At 47.2% G+C, this 16,957-nt stretch carries 14 protein-coding genes, 1 pseudogene and 1 CRISPR repeat array; of the genes and pseudogenes, 9 read left to right on the top strand and 6 right to left on the bottom strand.

What is annotated here, in order from left to right:
- Positions 1 to 73 precede the first annotated feature (73 nt).
- The 3 genes from ACN0QW_RS11980 (at position 74) to ACN0QW_RS11970 (ending at position 2,567) form a co-directional block, all read left to right on the top strand.
- On the top strand, positions 74 to 538 hold the full coding sequence (locus ACN0QW_RS11980; protein ID WP_417431782.1) for an ATP-dependent zinc protease: 465 nt from the start codon (positions 74 to 76) through the stop codon (positions 536 to 538).
- A gap of 80 nt (positions 539 to 618) precedes the next feature.
- Positions 619 to 1,524 carry a 30S ribosomal protein S6--L-glutamate ligase gene (rimK, locus tag ACN0QW_RS11975; RefSeq protein ID WP_417431780.1) on the top strand — a complete coding sequence of 302 codons (906 nt, stop codon included), beginning with the start codon at positions 619 to 621 and terminating at the stop codon, positions 1,522 to 1,524.
- The gene (locus tag ACN0QW_RS11970) at positions 1,521 to 2,567 is read left to right on the top strand and encodes a succinylglutamate desuccinylase/aspartoacylase family protein (RefSeq protein WP_417431778.1); all 1,047 of its coding nucleotides are present in this window, start codon (positions 1,521 to 1,523) and stop codon (positions 2,565 to 2,567) included. Before rimK ends, ACN0QW_RS11970 begins: the two co-directional genes overlap by 4 nt.
- A gap of 54 nt (positions 2,568 to 2,621) precedes the next feature.
- Here ACN0QW_RS11970 and ACN0QW_RS11965 read toward each other — a convergent pair whose 3' ends face one another.
- The gene (locus ACN0QW_RS11965) at positions 2,622 to 3,206 is read right to left on the bottom strand and encodes a redoxin domain-containing protein (protein WP_417431776.1); all 585 of its coding nucleotides are present in this window, start codon (positions 3,204 to 3,206) and stop codon (positions 2,622 to 2,624) included.
- Positions 3,207 to 3,377: 171 nt separating this feature from the next.
- Entirely contained in the window at positions 3,378 to 4,163 is a 786-nt protein-coding gene (locus ACN0QW_RS11960; protein ID WP_417431774.1) for a hypothetical protein, read from the bottom strand.
- A gap of 103 nt (positions 4,164 to 4,266) precedes the next feature.
- On the opposite strand from ACN0QW_RS11960, the gene ACN0QW_RS11955 reads away from it, so the two are divergent.
- The 4 genes and pseudogenes from ACN0QW_RS11955 to ACN0QW_RS11940 form a co-directional block, all read left to right on the top strand.
- Complete coding sequence (locus tag ACN0QW_RS11955) at positions 4,267 to 4,824, top strand: MarR family winged helix-turn-helix transcriptional regulator (RefSeq protein ID WP_299380956.1); 558 nt, start codon at positions 4,267 to 4,269, stop codon at positions 4,822 to 4,824.
- A 60-nt stretch (positions 4,825 to 4,884) separates the two neighbouring features.
- Positions 4,885 to 5,052 carry a hypothetical protein gene (locus ACN0QW_RS11950; protein ID WP_417431772.1) on the top strand — a complete coding sequence of 56 codons (168 nt, stop codon included), beginning with the start codon at positions 4,885 to 4,887 and terminating at the stop codon, positions 5,050 to 5,052.
- A gap of 148 nt (positions 5,053 to 5,200) precedes the next feature.
- Positions 5,201 to 6,157, top strand: a complete 957-nt coding sequence (locus ACN0QW_RS11945; RefSeq protein ID WP_417431770.1) for a DMT family transporter — start codon at positions 5,201 to 5,203, stop codon at positions 6,155 to 6,157.
- Positions 6,150 to 6,407 (top strand): annotated as a pseudogene (locus tag ACN0QW_RS11940) (HigA family addiction module antitoxin); the annotation flags it as partial. The gene ACN0QW_RS11945 and the pseudogene ACN0QW_RS11940, both read left to right, overlap by 8 nt.
- A gap of 53 nt (positions 6,408 to 6,460) precedes the next feature.
- Positions 6,461 to 9,003: direct repeats of the CRISPR family, unit length 36 nt; unit sequence GTCATAGCTTCCCTTTATGCACCGCTGTGCTATGAC.
- Between the two features lie 46 nt (positions 9,004 to 9,049).
- On the opposite strand, the gene cas2 reads toward ACN0QW_RS11940, so the two are convergent.
- The 3 genes from cas2 to cas9 are packed head-to-tail and all read right to left on the bottom strand — an operon-like array spanning position 9,050 to position 13,549.
- Positions 9,050 to 9,442, bottom strand: coding sequence for a CRISPR-associated endonuclease Cas2 (gene cas2 / locus ACN0QW_RS11935; protein ID WP_417431768.1), 393 nt, complete (start codon positions 9,440 to 9,442; stop codon positions 9,050 to 9,052).
- A gap of 16 nt (positions 9,443 to 9,458) precedes the next feature.
- A complete protein-coding gene (gene cas1 / locus ACN0QW_RS11930; RefSeq protein ID WP_417431766.1) occupies positions 9,459 to 10,406 on the bottom strand; it encodes a type II CRISPR-associated endonuclease Cas1 in 948 nt (315 codons plus the stop codon).
- A 32-nt stretch (positions 10,407 to 10,438) separates the two neighbouring features.
- A complete protein-coding gene (cas9, locus tag ACN0QW_RS11925; RefSeq protein ID WP_417431764.1) occupies positions 10,439 to 13,549 on the bottom strand; it encodes a type II CRISPR RNA-guided endonuclease Cas9 in 3,111 nt (1,036 codons plus the stop codon).
- A gap of 307 nt (positions 13,550 to 13,856) precedes the next feature.
- Here cas9 and ACN0QW_RS11920 point away from each other — a divergent pair, with 307 nt between their 5' ends.
- Positions 13,857 to 14,831, top strand: a complete 975-nt coding sequence (locus tag ACN0QW_RS11920; RefSeq protein ID WP_417431762.1) for a zinc transporter ZntB — start codon at positions 13,857 to 13,859, stop codon at positions 14,829 to 14,831.
- 158 nt (positions 14,832 to 14,989) lie between these two features.
- Positions 14,990 to 15,496 (top strand): response regulator, encoded by a 507-nt coding sequence (locus ACN0QW_RS11915; protein WP_417431760.1) that lies wholly within the window; start codon positions 14,990 to 14,992, stop codon positions 15,494 to 15,496.
- A 108-nt stretch (positions 15,497 to 15,604) separates the two neighbouring features.
- Here the strand turns inward: ACN0QW_RS11915 and ACN0QW_RS11910 are convergent, their stop codons facing one another.
- Positions 15,605 to 16,042, bottom strand: a complete 438-nt coding sequence (locus tag ACN0QW_RS11910; RefSeq protein ID WP_417431758.1) for a GFA family protein — start codon at positions 16,040 to 16,042, stop codon at positions 15,605 to 15,607.
- Between the last annotated feature and the right edge of the window lie 915 nt (positions 16,043 to 16,957).

Here is a 16,957-nt window from a genome sequence, read left to right as displayed (position 1 = left end):
GGTAATAAGAATTTACTAGGAAAACTTTCTTGGCAGTCAATAACCTGTTAAACTGTTAGTGAAATGCAAAGCTATGAAATCTAAAAAGCGTAAGATCATTGAAATTGGGTGGCGCGAATATGTCGGGTTACCGGAATTCCATATAGATCATGTGAAGGCCAAGATTGATTCAGGTGCCCGAACATCCGCGCTACATGCCGAAGAAATCACCCCCTTTGATCAAGATGGGATCGGATATGTTTCTTTCCTTATCCCTTTTATCGGATGTGAAAAAGGCATTCGCTGTTCTGCAAAAATCGTTGATCGACGCCCGATTAAAAACACTGGTGGCGTGGCAGAAGAACGATACATCGTTAAGACACCCCTGACCTTGGGGGAAATGCGCTGGCCTGTAGAAGTTTCCCTGACCAGCCGGCAATCAATGCGTTTCCCCGTCATTATAGGACGTACAGCGATCAAGGAAAGAGGTTTTCTGTTGAACGCCGGGCGCTCTTATCTCTCAGGACGCCCCGGCTATATATCCCCCCGACAGGAATAAGACGGGAAGAGTTCATTTGTATCCCAAATGAATTTAAACAAACGTACTAAATCCATATCATTCAAAATGGAGTAAAAATCATGAAAATTGCGATGTTGGCACGAAATGCCAACCTCTATACGCACCAGCGCTTGAAAGCAGCAGCTGAAGAACGTGGACACGAGCTGGACATTATCAACACCCTGCGGTGCTATATGAATATCGCTTCCCGCCGCCCCGAAGTCTATTACAATGGCGAAAAGCTAACAGGGTACGATGCGGTTATTCCCCGTATCGGGGCCTCGGTCACCTATTACGGTACTGCTGTTTTAAGACAGTTCGAAATGATGGGCGTTTTCCCCCTGAATGAATCTGTTGCGATTGGACGATCCAGGGACAAACTGCGTTCCATGCAGCTATTGGCCCGTGACGGGATCGGGTTGCCCGTAACAACCTTTGCTCATGACCCCAAACAAACCGAAGAAGTCTTAAAGCTCGCAGGCGGTGCACCCTTGGTCATCAAACTTCTGGAAGGCACACAGGGCATCGGTGTTGTTCTTGCCGATAGTGATCGCTCTGCAACCTCTGTTATTGAAGCTTTCCGTGGTGTAAAAGTGAACATTCTTGTTCAGGAATTTATCAAGGAAGCAGGCGGTACTGATATTCGTGCGCTAGTCGTTGGGGGCAAGGTTGTCGCCGCGATGAAACGTACAGGTGCCGAAGGCGATTTCAGATCCAACCTTCATCGCGGGGGTAGTGCAAAACCAATCAAGATTTCCCCGGAAGAACGCTCAACAGCCATTCGTGCCGCAAAAGCCATGGGGCTTAATGTCTGCGGCGTTGATATGCTGCGTGCCAACCATGGACCAGTTGTTATGGAAGTTAATTCGTCCCCCGGTCTGGAAGGTGTCGAAAAAGCAACCGGCATTGATATAGCAGGTAAAGTCATTGAGTTTCTGGAAAAAAAGGCCAAGCCCGGCCAGACCAAAACCAAAGGTAAAGGATGATGCCAAGCCGCCCCGCATTTAAGATTGGTCAGCACACGATTGATGCAGGCACACGGCAAACCGTAGATCTGCCAGTCAGCACGCTTTCAGATCACACACCTGTTTCCATGTCAGTACATGTTATCCATGGTAAAAAACCGGGGCCAACAATGTTTGTCAGCGCGGCAATTCATGGCGACGAAGTCATTGGCGTAGAGGTAGTCAGACGATTACTTCGGACCAACGGTTTGAACAAATTACGGGGCACTTTGTTAGCGATACCGATCGTCAACTCCTTTGGCTTTATGAACCATTCCCGCTACTTGCCAGATAGGCGCGATTTGAATAGATCTTTTCCCGGCTCACCAAAGGGGTCTCTGGCTGGCCGGCTGGCCAATATTTTTACGGAAGAAATTGTCGCCCGATCAGATGTGGGTATTGATCTGCATTCCGCATCGTTTCACAGAACTAACTTGCCCCAAATCCGGCTAACCCCTTCTAAGCCGGAAACCATGACCTTGGCCAAGGCTTTTGCCGCACCGCTTATTTTGACGTCAAAAATTCGCCCGAACTCTCTGCGACAATCCGCACAAGAAAAGGGCGTCGACATTCTGGTTTACGAGGCTGGTGAAGGCTTACGCTTTGACGAAATGGCCGCGCGTGTCGGCACAGCAGGAATTATAAGGGTTATGCGACATCTTGAAATGCTTCCGGCAAAAAGTTCGGCAAAAGCAAAGGTTAAACCGATCCTGTCCTCATCCAGCTCGTGGGTTCGTGCCCCTGCTGGTGGCCTTCTACGTCTGTTCAAAAGTGCGGGCGAAGAGATCAAAAAAGGCGATATTCTCGGCGTTGTATCCGACCCCTTTGGCGAAGTTGAAACCGAAGTTCTTTCATCGGAAGAAGGCTTAATTATCGGTCGAACAAACCTGCCCGTCATCAACGAAGGCGACGGCATCGTCCACATTGCCAAGATCAACCGCAATGCAGACGCCGTGGCGACAATCGACAGCCTGACCACTCAACTAGAACAAGACCCCTTATTTGACGAGGATGAAATTATATAAGCCTACTTTTACATTACGTTTCACACATTTATAACATCCAATAGGATCGGGGCATCAGACAGGACACCCCGTTTCGTCACAGATGCCTTTTTTTTCACCTGATCCCTTTGAATTTTCACCCTGACTATGGTCATGACTTTGCCCCTCTCTTTGATCGGCTTTAGTTGGTTTTTCTTGGATCAAGGCCATAATCTCAGCCCCCAATTGCAGATCTGACATTGCGCCAAATTTTTGTCGTCGAAGCCGTCCCTGACGATCAATTAACATCAAGCTTGGTGTGCCCTGTAAATGATAACGCGCCATGGTTTTAGGGATAGGACCACTTGTTGAAGCCTCATCAATCCCAACAGGAAAAGTAATTCGATATTCATGCAAAAAGGCCTTAAGACTTTCTGGTCCCATCGCTGCATGATGCTCAAAAACAGTATGTATCCCCAACACCACAAGGTCGTCTGAAGAGAATAATTGATAGGCTTTTTGAGCCTGAGGCAGACCATGTTCTACACACCCAGGACAAAGCATTTGAAAAGCTTCGATCAAAACAACTTTTCCTAAGCACGTCTTCAACGTAATATCGGATTTGCTGTTCATCCATTGCGATATCTCCAGTTCAGGTGCTTTTCGCAATATATTTTGCATTTTGTCTCCTAATTTTTAATTCCGGCTTTGCAGTATATGACCAGCCCACCTGCACCAAAATTGCTCTCTAAGTCTCATGATTTTCTTATATCGCTGTCCCTGCGCAGAAAGCGTGATTTTCCTTTTCTGGCAGGGACAGCGATTAGCTCACGATGTTCAATCCAGGTTACCTTAATTGGAAATCAGTTTTGCCTCCCCCTCTTTCATGATGATACCGGGGAATGACAAATCACCGGATGCCACATCATGTGCCTGATTTACACAGAGCAAGGGATTTTCACTGCCCTCTTCCGATACGTTAAGCATAGCCGTCATTGCGTCGAAATGTGCCCCTTCAGCACCTCTTACAGGCAAAGTTACCTTGAGCTGGTTGTCAAAAAGGATCGGGCTTTGTCCGGGTGCATCCAAGGCTATTGGTAGGTCGGGCATCGTTGCTGGTACAATATCTTGCCCCGGCGAAATTTCTCGTACCTTGAACCCCGCGCCACATGCTTCGTCCTGGGCCAGAACCGCCCAGTGCGCGTGCCAGGTTTTGCCATCATTCGCCGGATCACCATCATTATTTTCATCATAAAGCGGCGTATCATCAAAATCAGGGTGCGACGTTATCGCCAGTGCTAGAATGCCTGAATTCGGGGTAAACCCCACGCCAGAGGGATTGATTTTGGTCGGCCAGACATATGCAAAAACAGATGAGCCACGAAACGCGCCTGTCACTTCTGGTGTGATTGTTCCAGTCTTTCCAACCAACTCCATCAAGAAAGTTGCCCAACGGCCATCCGTATTAGCAGAGACCTTAATGATATCAAAGGGCGGTGTGATATCTAGACTTACAGGGCTTTTGATATCGTGTGCCCTTGCTTCAGTGCCGAAAAACACCTCTGCCCCCATAAACGTCCCCGCCACGAATGTAACAGATGCCAGATAAGTGAATTTTTTTACAATAAGGTTTGTCATGATTTCGCTCTCCACTTCCTAATAGTATCGACTCGATACCATTAAATACATAACACACCTCCCTCCACTTGCAAGAATTGTTTTTAGTCGATACTATTAGAGAATGAGCAAACCAAGACAATTTATCAGCTTATTATCCCGCCTTTCTCGTTTGATTAATCACGATGGTCACGCAGGGGGGCTCAAACCCGCACAGTGGGATGCTTTACGTTATCTGGACCAAGCCAATTGCTTTTCTCGCAACCCCAGCGCCTTGACGTCCTATCTGGGCGCGACGAAGGGCACAATATCACAGACCTTAATGTCACTCGAAAAAAAGGGGCTTGTTGTTAAAACCCAACACCCACAAGACAAACGATCTGTAACTCTAGAACTAACGGGAAAGGGCGAAAACCTTGTTCAGGAAGATGCGCTTCAGCCCTTTCAAGAAGTGCTAACCACTCTCCCCGTCGATGATCAGAACAACATAAGAAACGCTCTGGAAAAACTTCTCCTCGTCAAACTCAGAAGTGACGGGAACAAGCCTTTTGGCATTTGCAATACCTGCCGACACTTTAGAAAAAGCTCTCCCCTTGGCGCGCCAAATTTTTGTGACCTGCTCAAAGAGCCTTTAAGCCATACCGAGAGCGACAAGATTTGTGTAGAACAAACCCCGACTTGATTTTAAATTCTCAACCATAAATAAATCGCCATTGCATCCTCATCAAAAGAGGCGCAAGCTATGGCGTCATTAAGCTCTGCTCCCATGCAGAGTTTTTGTCTGTTTACTGAAGAAACAGACCATCTTGTCCATACGCCACTACTGGCGCCTGTACTGGTTCTTTCTAATCCGCTTGATCAGAACCAGTCTTTGTCAAATCCAGCTGTTGCCCTACGATTACCCCTATAATCGCCAGAGCCAACTTTTGAATTAACAAAGATCTGACATTGCTCACCTAACAGGCCGTCAATCCACCAAGACCTGTGTATTACAGGCCACCACGTCCACCTCGCCTTACTCTATTGACGGGACTGGATAACAAAGGATTTTTGTCACCATGCAGTTCGTACCCGAACGCATATCAACCTATTGGGTAGAAGATCTCCTTCCTGAATGTTCCGGACGATGGAAGAAAATTCCCGGTAATATTCGCGGGGCCATTCTTGTTCTTCTCGCGACCCTAAGCGGCTCTATTATGGGGGCTTTGATCAAGGTTATCGGGCAACGGGTGCCTGTTTTTGAAATCCTTTTCATCCGCCAACTTTTTGCCCTGATGATGGTTGCACCAATCATCATAAAGTCAGGCCCCAAAGCATTTAAGACCAGCGTCTGGAAACTCTATCTCTTACGCGGGGCCTTTTCCTTTATCGCCATGAGTGCCGGGTTCACCGCTGTTGTCTATATGCCCTTGGCAGAGGTAACAGCCATTGGCTTTGTTCGCACCCTGTTCACGACCTTGCTTGCCATTGTTTTCTTGCGCGAAGTGGTGGGCATTCGCCGCTGGTCGGTCACCATTATCGGCTTTATCGGTGTACTCGTCATTGTTCGCCCCGACACAGGGGAGTTCAATATCTACGCCATTCTGGCAATCATCTCGGCCTTTTTTGTCGCCGCGATTATGATTATCCTACGCAAAGTTTCTCAGATAGATAAACCCTCGACAATCATGGTCTATCAGTCCCTGCTTGTGACCTTGTTTATGGCTGGACCTGCCTGGTGGTACTGGACCGCCCCGACCCTAAACGAAGTCTTGGTTATTATTCTGATCGCATCTTTACTATCGGCCATGCAGTGGTTTTACATCCAAGCCTATCGCGTTGCAGAGGCTGTGACCGTTGCTCAGGTAGAATACGTACGCCTGCTGTTTGCCACCGGGATCGGTATTCTCTTTTTCTCAGAGATCCCCACCCTCTGGACACTTCTCGGTGCTAGCATCATCGTTGGCTCAACCTTCTACACCGTCCACCGTTCCGCTGTACGTAAAAGAGAACGAGAAGGAAAAGAAAATGGGTAGCAAAAAAACATTTCCCGTTATACAGCCAAAATTCCCAACGCATCCCGGCAAAATTCTGAAGGATGTCTATATGACGGAATACGGGCTTTCCACTTATGAATTAGCAAATAACATTGGTGTTCCACAAAGCGAATTAGCGAAAATATTGCACGAAAATTGCAGGGTTTCAGCCGATATTGATTTAAGACTATCCAAGTTCTTTGGCATGACGCAAGGAATGTGGCTGAACATTCAAAATACTTATGATTTGAAGGAAGCGCAAATTAAGATCTGTGATGAATTGAAACGCATAACACCCATTGGATCATAACTTCCCCTTATGCACCGCTGTACTATGACGCATCTATATTTATTGCACCAGTTCCATGAGTCATAGCTTCCCTTTATGCACCGCTGTGCTATGACAGGAAATGATTATTCAAAACGGTGCTGCTGGTCATAGCTTCCCTTTATGCACCGCTGTGCTATGACGGGATACTCGGATTTTTCGACGAAGAGTTCTGTGTCATAGCTTCCCTTTATGCACCGCTGTGCTATGACCCTCTCGGATTTTTCGACGAAGAGTTCTGTGTCATAGCTTCCCTTTATGCACCGCTGTGCTATGACCCTCGTCTCCTTGTTTCGTCAGCAATCTTCGTCATAGCTTCCCTTTATGCACCGCTGTGCTATGACCCAGCCATTTGAAAGGTCGTTGCTGCCCCTGTCATAGCTTCCCTTTATGCACCGCTGTGCTATGACCGTTTAAAGGCTTCGTTGGCCTCGTCTGAAGTCATAGCTTCCCTTTATGCACCGCTGTGCTATGACTGAGCAAACTCCTTTTGTTGTTGCATTTGTGTCATAGCTTCCCTTTATGCACCGCTGTGCTATGACTTTAAAGGGTTTTTTGTCTTTAAAGAGATTGTCATAGCTTCCCTTTATGCACCGCTGTGCTATGACTGCGGCAATGACTTACCGGCTTCCTATCGAGTCATAGCTTCCCTTTATGCACCGCTGTGCTATGACCCTCGTGGTGCACACCTGATTGCGATGTTTGTCATAGCTTCCCTTTATGCACCGCTGTGCTATGACATAATTTGAAGGGACTGAGGGTCCGAGGTCATAGCTTCCCTTTATGCACCGCTGTGCTATGACTGTATGGCTGTGGTCAATGTATCCCTTGCCGTCATAGCTTCCCTTTATGCACCGCTGTGCTATGACAAATACTATGAAGGCTCAATATGGCGACTAGTCATAGCTTCCCTTTATGCACCGCTGTGCTATGACTTTTATAATTTCATCCCGCTCGCGGCTTAGGTCATAGCTTCCCTTTATGCACCGCTGTGCTATGACCGCTTTGACGGATAGAACAGGATTGACGGTGTCATAGCTTCCCTTTATGCACCGCTGTGCTATGACGCCTGATAATTTGGGGGTTGGAACTAACGAGTCATAGCTTCCCTTTATGCACCGCTGTGCTATGACTGAACCCTGTGGGGTTTGATAAAGCTCTGGGTCATAGCTTCCCTTTATGCACCGCTGTGCTATGACTGTATCATTGTTTCGATCGTCCGGTACATAGTCATAGCTTCCCTTTATGCACCGCTGTGCTATGACTTTCTCAAGGTTCGGATCACCGGCATTCCAGTCATAGCTTCCCTTTATGCACCGCTGTGCTATGACATAATTTGAAGGGACTACGATCTTGTCAGAGTCATAGCTTCCCTTTATGCACCGCTGTGCTATGACGTCTCGTCGCCGTACTCACCGACAAGGACAGTCATAGCTTCCCTTTATGCACCGCTGTGCTATGACTTCAGCTGAAATCGTTTCAATAAGATCCTGGTCATAGCTTCCCTTTATGCACCGCTGTGCTATGACCGATACCATTATAAACCGCAGCCCCCGCCCGTCATAGCTTCCCTTTATGCACCGCTGTGCTATGACCATGAAGATGTTATCAACTCGTCTTGGGGCGTCATAGCTTCCCTTTATGCACCGCTGTGCTATGACTTTGATAGAGAGTTCCTGATTAGCAGTGGCGTCATAGCTTCCCTTTATGCACCGCTGTGCTATGACAGAACCATCAACGGGAAGGTGTTCGTCAGAGTCATAGCTTCCCTTTATGCACCGCTGTGCTATGACTGCAGTTACAAAGTCTTCATTAAGAGCAGGGTCATAGCTTCCCTTTATGCACCGCTGTGCTATGACTCAACAAAACTATCCCACCACGTTCTATTCGTCATAGCTTCCCTTTATGCACCGCTGTGCTATGACAAGTGAACTCAAATACAGGAGTGAATCCAGGTCATAGCTTCCCTTTATGCACCGCTGTGCTATGACGAAAGAGGTAAAGTTACAGCATCACCTTTTGTCATAGCTTCCCTTTATGCACCGCTGTGCTATGACGGTTCCGGTCGTCGGATGCGTGTCCGGATGGTCATAGCTTCCCTTTATGCACCGCTGTGCTATGACTCATCTAGGGATGATAGGGCAACGCGTCCGGTCATAGCTTCCCTTTATGCACCGCTGTGCTATGACCTTTGAAGTAAATTATCTTGGTCGAAGGTGTCATAGCTTCCCTTTATGCACCGCTGTGCTATGACGGAACAGGGACGCTATCAATGAGGTTCTCGGTCATAGCTTCCCTTTATGCACCGCTGTGCTATGACGAAATTATGTGACATAACGGAAGGTTGTGAGTCATAGCTTCCCTTTATGCACCGCTGTGCTATGACCGATCTTTATATGGTCTTAGCCCTTGCTGGGTCATAGCTTCCCTTTATGCACCGCTGTGCTATGACTCTGGAACACAAGAAGCCGTTGATAAGGCGGTCATAGCTTCCCTTTATGCACCGCTGTGCTATGACCTAGGCCGGATAACGCCTTGTTATTGTTTGGAAATGACCTGATTCTTCAAAATAAAAAGAGCTGATTGGCTTTGTTTTTTGGGGAATCAGGACCATTTTTTTCGTCGTTTTCATTGCCCAAAAGCAGTTTCATCCGCTTGTACTGCCGGTCGGTTATCTGTAGTGCACGAATCGATCCACGGCTTGGCAGACGTCCTTCCAGACGCCCCAAATGCTTATCTACCCGTTCCTGCCCGTTACATAATCTGGCATAGACAGAATATTGCATCATGCAATAACCATCACGGAGCAGGAATTTTCGAAACCGAGTTGCATTTCTGCGTTCAACAGGTGTTTTGACAGGCAAATCAAAGAATACCATCAGCCACATAAACCTCGCCCCCGTTTTTGGCATACTCTGCCTTTCTGTTTTCCCGTTCCCCCAAATAAACCGGACCATCACAAGAACAATCCCGCTAAAGCGCAAAACCCGGTAATTTGAGACAGCTCGCATCCTTGTCCCTGCTTGCCCTGACCAGCGATTGAACCAGTATATCCGTTGCATTGCCAAGTGATTGTACTTCACTGTCGATCAGCACCTGTTCACCACCCAGTCCGGCAAGTTGTTGCCGATCCTCACGACAAAGGCCATCAAAGGCACTCTTTTGCTCTGCCCTGTTCGCCATATTATCCTCCCATAGTTCGGACATACGGCGCACAAGCCCATCAGCCAAAGGCCGAAAAGGTTCGATCAGATCATCAGCCAGATTAAAGGCATTGAGCTTGCTGTGATGGAACAGACCGAAACAAGGCAACAAGCCATGGGCGACAATACTGCGGGCAATGGTCGCTCGGATAATGGCATAGCCAAAATTCAACGCCGCATTTTTTCGAGGGGATGTCCCCCCATCTGTGACTCGAAAAAAGTCACTGCCCATCAGGGCTTGCCAGTACAGCCTCGCTGCCTGGGCTTCGCAATTCTGGCTATCACCGGAATCGACCTTGCGCACCAGATGCCTCAGATTTTTAACTACTTTATGAGACGGACCAAGCCCGGAACGGTCAAGGCAATGCGCCTGATTGGTAATTTTCTGCCGTACCAGTGCCTGCCAACAGCGTTTGCGAAAGGGTTGTGACCAAATACGCTGTATCTCGGCAACGTCACTCATCCGACTATGCTGGTGAAAAGGGTGAAGCAACCCGGCGGGATGGTGCTTTTTATCGCACACCATCACCACAACCCCGACCTGTTGTAACTCTGCCAGCAGGGCCGTTGTAATCATGATCTGTGGATGATCAAGAATAAGCACACCAATATCTTCCAGTGGCAACGAGGCAGAGTCATCCGCGCACGTTATCAGAAGCTGTGCATTTTCAAGGTTAAGTCTGGCCTTGTTCTGCAACAGAACGTTGCGCCAACTCATTTTTGTCCCCCTTTACAACAAATGTTTTTTCCTTATGGCAAATGAAAGCATCGTTTCTCGGTGGTTACTTCGTGCCGTTCACCAAAATAATTGACCGTAAACTTGCGGAACGATTTCATGCGTTGAACGCCAATACCGTCCTGAATCTTTGGTCCGGCAAAATCATGCGCCCGAATGGCAATAGAAGCCGTACTGCGATTACTGCCCGCAAAATAACCTTCCAGCATTTCGCCATTTGGTTTTTCCAGCATCACATAGTCATTTTTATAGAGACTGAAAACAAAGTGATGTTCGTCGGTAATGTCGGGCCAGTCCTGCTCTGCCTTGCCTGCCGCAATTAAATTATTCGGAAGATTTCCGGCCATCAGATCTTTTACATAAACCGGACAGAGATAATATTTCCCCTGTTTTTCAAAAACATCGGTGCGCACCATATCACCATTGTCGGCGATACCACTACGCCCCGGAACTTCCACACCACTCTGATCCTTTGTGATCAGACGGACAGATTTGATTTCCGGTCCTGGTGACCCATTTTTTGTCGGCATAAACAACGGTTTGACAAAAGCCTTGTCGGCTTTTCCGCCAAATTCATCCAACTGTTCTTTCAACAGATAATATAGATGCCTATTACGCCCACGCGCCTGTCCGTCAACGACGCCAACATCGACAATATTTGGCAAATCGGAAAGCTTGATATTGGACAGCCCGACCCGTTTGACAATCTGCATCTTGCCTTCGTCATCGTGACGCAGCGATTTGATTGTATCTTTGTGAATAGCACCACCGCCTTTTCGCGCAGGCATTCGGCTGACAAAAATGTCCGCAACCGCCGCCAGAACTTCCTCACGAAAACTGCCCCATGGCATAGGAGGGTGCCACCCAGCCTCACTTTTTTCACCGGGCTTGCGGTCATGACGGTTCCAATTGGCAACCCGCTGGGCAATCGCGGTCGTCGCACAGGCGGTTATCACCGCATCCAGTGCATGGTGGCGGTGGTTATCGCGGGATTTCTGGCCCAGCCCCCACAGATGACGCAACCGATCTGTTAAACCGCCATTACGGGTGTGAACAAAAAGCTTTCCATCATTTCTTTCCGGTGGTTCCAGACTTTCCTGGATATGGTTTTTCAGCAATCGAGTAATATAGCGGGTGTCTGTCAGACTGCGCTCTTTCCACTGTTTCTCATTCTCCGGGTCAAATTTTTGCGTCAGCAACTTGCGGCGTTTGCTATAGGGTAGATTTGCCACCGCCGCTTCAAAGGCAGGCCACAACCCGCGTGGGTTTAGATATTCAAAAGGTGTATAGTTTTTCTTGTTCCGGTTTTCCTGTGTCAGGCACAACACCTTGTTGGACCAACTGTCATCCCATGATCGGCTATAAGGCAAGGCATGGTCAATCTCGGCCCCATTTGCCGCCGCCAGCGTTTCCGGTGCAATATATTCACCGCTATAGAGGCAATAGCCATTCTGTTCTTTCCAAAGACGATACTTATAAAATTCCTGTCCCTTGATTTCACGTCCAAAGATTTCTTTGGCATGCAGACCCAGGTCTTCCTTGTATTCCCGGTTCTTCTTGTTTTCCCGTTCAGCTGCCTTGCGATCCTTGAATGATCGGCCCAGCTCGCGGGCCAGTTCCACATGGATGCGATCGGGCATACCATGACGGCGGATAATTGCATTGATTACCTTGCGGCATTGCGACAGCGCCCGATTCACCACGGGGTTGCGCACATCTTCAAAGGGAGGAATCAGGTTTAACCCCTTGTTTTTATCCCGATGTCCCGGATAAACCTGATCACAGGCATCGCTATAGTTAAAATCCTGTTCCTGCTGCATACAGGATAAAAGCTTGCACACAGCCTTGAGAGAATGATCAACCGTCCCGGCAAACCCGCGCAGTGTCATAACCGCATCCAGAACCGGATCGGGCAAATCGAGGCCGGAAAGCTGATCCCGGATATCTTGCTCTTCCTCGAAAAAACTGTGGGCATAGGCAATTTTATCCAATGCCCCATCCTGTGCCCGCAAAGCTATCCAGGTCTGTTCGCCCAAAGGCTCAACTGCCTTTCGAATAGACTGATAACCTTTCATTTCTGTCAGCTTTGCCCCCTTTTCGGACTTGTCGCGCAGTTCTTCCCAGCTTTGGGGTTTATTGGGTGTTGACGTGTTGCGATAGCTCACCAGATTAAAGGTTTCCTGATCACTTAACCCCAACTCTTTGCGAACTTGGGCAAAGGTGACACCCCCCTTGTTTTTATGGGCCAGCTCAACCAGTGCTTTCTTTTCGGCCAATTCCAGCAGTCGTTTGTCTTTTTTGCCAACAGAGAGAATGCGCAGACTGTTCAGGCGTGACCACAAGACAAAAAGCTCGGCATGATAGGCCATTTTGGGCGCCCGCTTTTCCGTCGGTTCCAGTGAACAGAACCCGACCAGATCAAGCGACGATTTTAAGGGCCGTCGATGAAAGGCGATGCGAATAAACTCATCCCGCAGGGCATCTGTGGCACGTAAATTCCCCAATTCAGCCTGTCGGGCAAAAATTGTCCTGACCTCTGCCTCTGTCAGTTGCTGGGTGACAGTACGTTCGTATCCGCCATCGCTATTCAGCGGTTTTTCCAGTGTTGCCAGATAGGCCCCGACAGTTTCCTTGTCACTTTCCACCATCGCTGTGCACAGGCTGTCAATGCCTGCCAGCATTTTCTTGCCTTCGCTGTCTTGTTCTTCGGCATCCTTACGGCTGGATTTGAACCCCCGCCGTTTGGCGATATGAAACAGCACACGGGAAAATTCAATATCATCCAATGGCCGCGACAAAGCTTCGGACCGTAATTGCCATGGACTAAGCTCAGGCAATCTGGCCGTCAAATCAGCCCGCGCCTCTAGCCCCGTAAAGCCAGATTTCACGAACAGTCGTTCTATGGCATCCAGACGACGACGCTTTCGATCCAGACGGCGGCGTTGGCTACGGGCTAAACGTCGAGGCATCGCGAGTGATGCCCCGTCCTTAGGGTTTTCTGCTGCATCAAAGATATGCGACCCGCAACGAACGATCCGGCCTTTCCCCCTGTCATTCTCTGGCATTTCGACAAGCGCAAAACCTACAGATGCAATACCAGCATCAATTCCCAAAATTCGCAGCATACGATAGCACTCTTATTAAGTGTAAAAATAAAACATTATACCCCTTGATCATACCTGACAAGTGCGATAGCCTCATCGTCAGTCATAGCATTGCGGTGCATAAAGCGTTGTTGTGATAAGAATTTTAAATTCGTCAAGCTCTGCCCCTGTCCGGTTCGCTGGTCAGGGGCATCTTGTTTTTAAAAGTCAACTCATAAAGGTATGCGAATAAAGTCCTATCGAAATAATAAACAAAGTCTCTTTGTCATAAACACAATTAAAGGGATATAAGTATATTAAGAATTAGCCAAAGTTTGAGGGCAAGCACATGAATGAGCATATCCTGATGTCTTACGATTTTGACGGTAAAGGGGGTGGTCAGGAAATCTTTGATACTGATGTCATCAGCCAGAAGTTAAGGGATGACAAGCTTGCCTGGATACATCTGGACCTTAACCACCCCGATACGCAACCGTGGCTGGAAAAAGAAATTTCTTATCTTGATCCTTTCATCGTCGATAGTCTTACCGCAGAAGAAACTCGTCCCCGGATTACGGAAATTGGCGAAGGTGCACTGGTGATTTTACGGGGTGTAAACCTGCATGAAAATGCCGATCCGACCGATATGATCTCTATCCGGTTATGGATTGATAGCCATCGCATCATCAGCGCCCAAAAACGACAGCTGAAGGCCGTTCAGGATATCGAAGATAAAATCAAGCTTGGCAAAGGCCCCAAAAGCGCCGGGCAATTCATCGCCTTTTTAATTGCCCGTTTATCGGAACGGATGGAACCAATCCTGATTGATTTGGATGAACAGGTCGATAATCTGGAAGAAGTCATCATGGAGCAGGCGGATAAATCTTTACGTGGAACGGTCGTAAACATACGCAAGCAAATCATCATGCTCCGCCGTTACATATCCCCACAACGAGATGCTATTATGCAATTACGTGGATCAGATCTTGATTGGCTAAATAACGAAGACAAACGCCTTATTCAAGAAAGCTATAATCACGTCACCCGTTTTGTCGAAGACCTTGATGCCCTTCGCGAACGCGCACAGGTCATCAAAGACGAGTTGATCAATAACCTGTCAGATAAATTGAATAAAAACATGTATACCCTGTCTGTCATCGCTGCCATCTTTATGCCCTTAGGCTTCTTAACCGGGCTTTTGGGTATCAACGTCGGAGGAATACCTGGCGGAGGAGACGAAAATGCTTTTTGGCTTTTCAGTGGTCTGCTGGTTTTAATCGTTTCGATACAAATTTATATTTTCAAAAAACTAAAATGGTTTTGATAGTGACGGCTGGCGAAACAACCCTGTTAAGGCCAAAGCTCATGCCATGAAAGCGCCCCACTCCAGATCTTAAAAAAAGAAAAACATAAAGCACTGGAATTACACCACCATAGATAATAACATACGATGACCGTTCAATCCTGATAAGAGGCTAAAGCGTGGGTTACAAACTGGATTTTAAGAACCTTGAATGCTGTATAGTAGATGATGAGCCCTTTATCCAACGCATTGTAAAATCGATCCTTACATCTTTAGGGGTGCGGGATATCCGCGTGGCTAACGATGGTGCTGGTGGATACAAACTACTGCAAAGAAAACCTGCTGATCTTATTTTTGTTGACTGGACGATGAAACCTATTTCCGGAATAGATCTCGTCAAAAAAATTCGTTCTTCCAACGACCAGAATATAGCTGACATTCCGATTATCATGCTAACCGCACATTCAGAACGCGAGTATGTAGAACAAGCGGTTCAAGCTGGTGCCAACGACTATCTGGTTAAGCCTGTATCACCCAAGCTCTTGCGTCAGCGTATCGAAGGCATATTCAAGAATCGTCTACCATTAAGCGAAGAAACGGGGCGTGCTAAACCCAAAACCTTACTTAAGAACCCATCTAAAACTGAAGATGACGACTTTTTCGATATCTCGGTAAAAGACGAATAAAAATAGAGAGGAGATATAAACCTCCTCCCCTAAGTTTTACTTTATAAATCATCTGCAATTACCGAAAGGTCACCAGCCCTTTTGCATGCAGCTTAATCAAGCATATCCCTATTCAACCATACCAAGGGATTTCAGGAACTCATATTCTGTCATGCGGGGATGGTCACCTGCAAAATTGTATCCTGCGGGTTTGCTGTCGATATAGATTTCATTGGCAAGTGAAAAGCCATCATTTTTATCAAAGGCCCCCGCCCATACAACAGTCATACTGCCATCACGCAAGCGATAGAACAGATGTGTGCCACAGTTCTGGCAAAATCCACGCTCTGCCCAATCAGAAGAAACATAGGACTTTATGTTATCTTCGTTTTCGAACTCCATGCCATCGACATGGATCGCCATGGTTGGGCCACCTGACCATTTCCGGCAGGTACCGCAATGGCAAACACCGTGATCTCCACCGACACCTGTTGCCGTAAACTTTACAGAGCCACACAAACATCCGCCCGTCATGGCTTGACCATTTTCATTTGTTTTATCTGACATTCTTTTCCCCTCTTGGTTCTTATAAATAACCGTTCCTGATTAGACTTATGTCGTATGCCTTATCGGAAATAATTTCATAAAATCTCACGAAACCTCATTGTACAGACAGATGATACCCCACCCCTCCTGACAACATTGTGTCAGGAGGATTTTGATTAGAATATTTCATCATATAAAGGGTCTGGCACATAAAGGGTCTGGGTGCGTCGTGTCCCGACAGAAACAAACATATATCCAGCTCAACTTCCCCTCAACAAAACCCGGGTATATATCTAGAGAGAAAAGGTCAGGAATTCTACGAGGCGTAATGTTCTGGACATAATCAGCGAAGACAAAGCAAACGTGGAAAGGCTTCCCTGCCTTACAAAACCACAAAATCAAACATATTAAATGATATCAAGACGAATACTTCACACATATCAAACCGATTCCACACAAACCTAACATGAAAATGACACACCACATTGTTGCATTACGGATATTGAATACAATATAATTGTTCATAAAAAAGCTAGATCCTACCTTTGAATCAATCAGATAATCGAACCGATACACACCCTATAAGTGTATTGATTTTTTTCACGTTTTTTTCACTCCACATTTCAATCAGAAAAGTGTTCAATACATTCACGCAAGCAACTTATCCCGATTTCTGAAGCGCTCGCACTGCGCACCATCTATCTCAGAAATCGGGATTTGCTTTTTCCACAGATTTTTCGTTATTTTTCCAACCGCAGCTTTTCTTTCTGGAAAAGCAGGTCTTCTCAGCACATCGTTATCGTAACCTAATTTGACCTTGCTCCAGATCGGCCACCTTAACGATTGATGTTTCTTGAAGGTTGCCAAGATCTTACGATTGCCCTCACCACACCTTTGATAAACGTCGACATCGCAAAAAAGCGAACATACGCATCA

The organism is Kiloniella sp., from assembly GCF_048259265.1.
Taxonomy (GTDB): Bacteria; Pseudomonadota; Alphaproteobacteria; order Kiloniellales; family Kiloniellaceae; genus Kiloniella.
Note: the sequence above shows the minus strand (reverse complement) of the source record. Positions and strands in the feature narration are given on the sequence as shown.

Bases quoted from the DNA above. Each gene is read 5' to 3' on its own strand.
- ACN0QW_RS11980 (WP_417431782.1), top strand. From the start codon at position 74: ATGAAATCTAAAAAGCGTAAGATCATTGAAATTGGGTGGCGCGAATAT.
- rimK (WP_417431780.1), top strand. From the start codon at position 619: ATGAAAATTGCGATGTTGGCACGAAATGCCAACCTCTATACGCACCAG.
- ACN0QW_RS11970 (WP_417431778.1), top strand. From the start codon at position 1,521: ATGATGCCAAGCCGCCCCGCATTTAAGATTGGTCAGCACACGATTGAT.
- ACN0QW_RS11965 (WP_417431776.1), bottom strand. From the start codon at position 3,206: ATGCAAAATATATTGCGAAAAGCACCTGAACTGGAGATATCGCAATGG.
- ACN0QW_RS11960 (WP_417431774.1), bottom strand. From the start codon at position 4,163: ATGACAAACCTTATTGTAAAAAAATTCACTTATCTGGCATCTGTTACA.
- ACN0QW_RS11955 (WP_299380956.1), top strand. From the start codon at position 4,267: ATGAGCAAACCAAGACAATTTATCAGCTTATTATCCCGCCTTTCTCGT.
- ACN0QW_RS11950 (WP_417431772.1), top strand. From the start codon at position 4,885: ATGGCGTCATTAAGCTCTGCTCCCATGCAGAGTTTTTGTCTGTTTACT.
- ACN0QW_RS11945 (WP_417431770.1), top strand. From the start codon at position 5,201: ATGCAGTTCGTACCCGAACGCATATCAACCTATTGGGTAGAAGATCTC.
- cas2 (WP_417431768.1), bottom strand. From the start codon at position 9,442: ATGGTCCGGTTTATTTGGGGGAACGGGAAAACAGAAAGGCAGAGTATG.
- cas1 (WP_417431766.1), bottom strand. From the start codon at position 10,406: ATGAGTTGGCGCAACGTTCTGTTGCAGAACAAGGCCAGACTTAACCTT.
- cas9 (WP_417431764.1), bottom strand. From the start codon at position 13,549: ATGCTGCGAATTTTGGGAATTGATGCTGGTATTGCATCTGTAGGTTTT.
- ACN0QW_RS11920 (WP_417431762.1), top strand. From the start codon at position 13,857: ATGAATGAGCATATCCTGATGTCTTACGATTTTGACGGTAAAGGGGGT.
- ACN0QW_RS11910 (WP_417431758.1), bottom strand. From the start codon at position 16,042: ATGTCAGATAAAACAAATGAAAATGGTCAAGCCATGACGGGCGGATGT.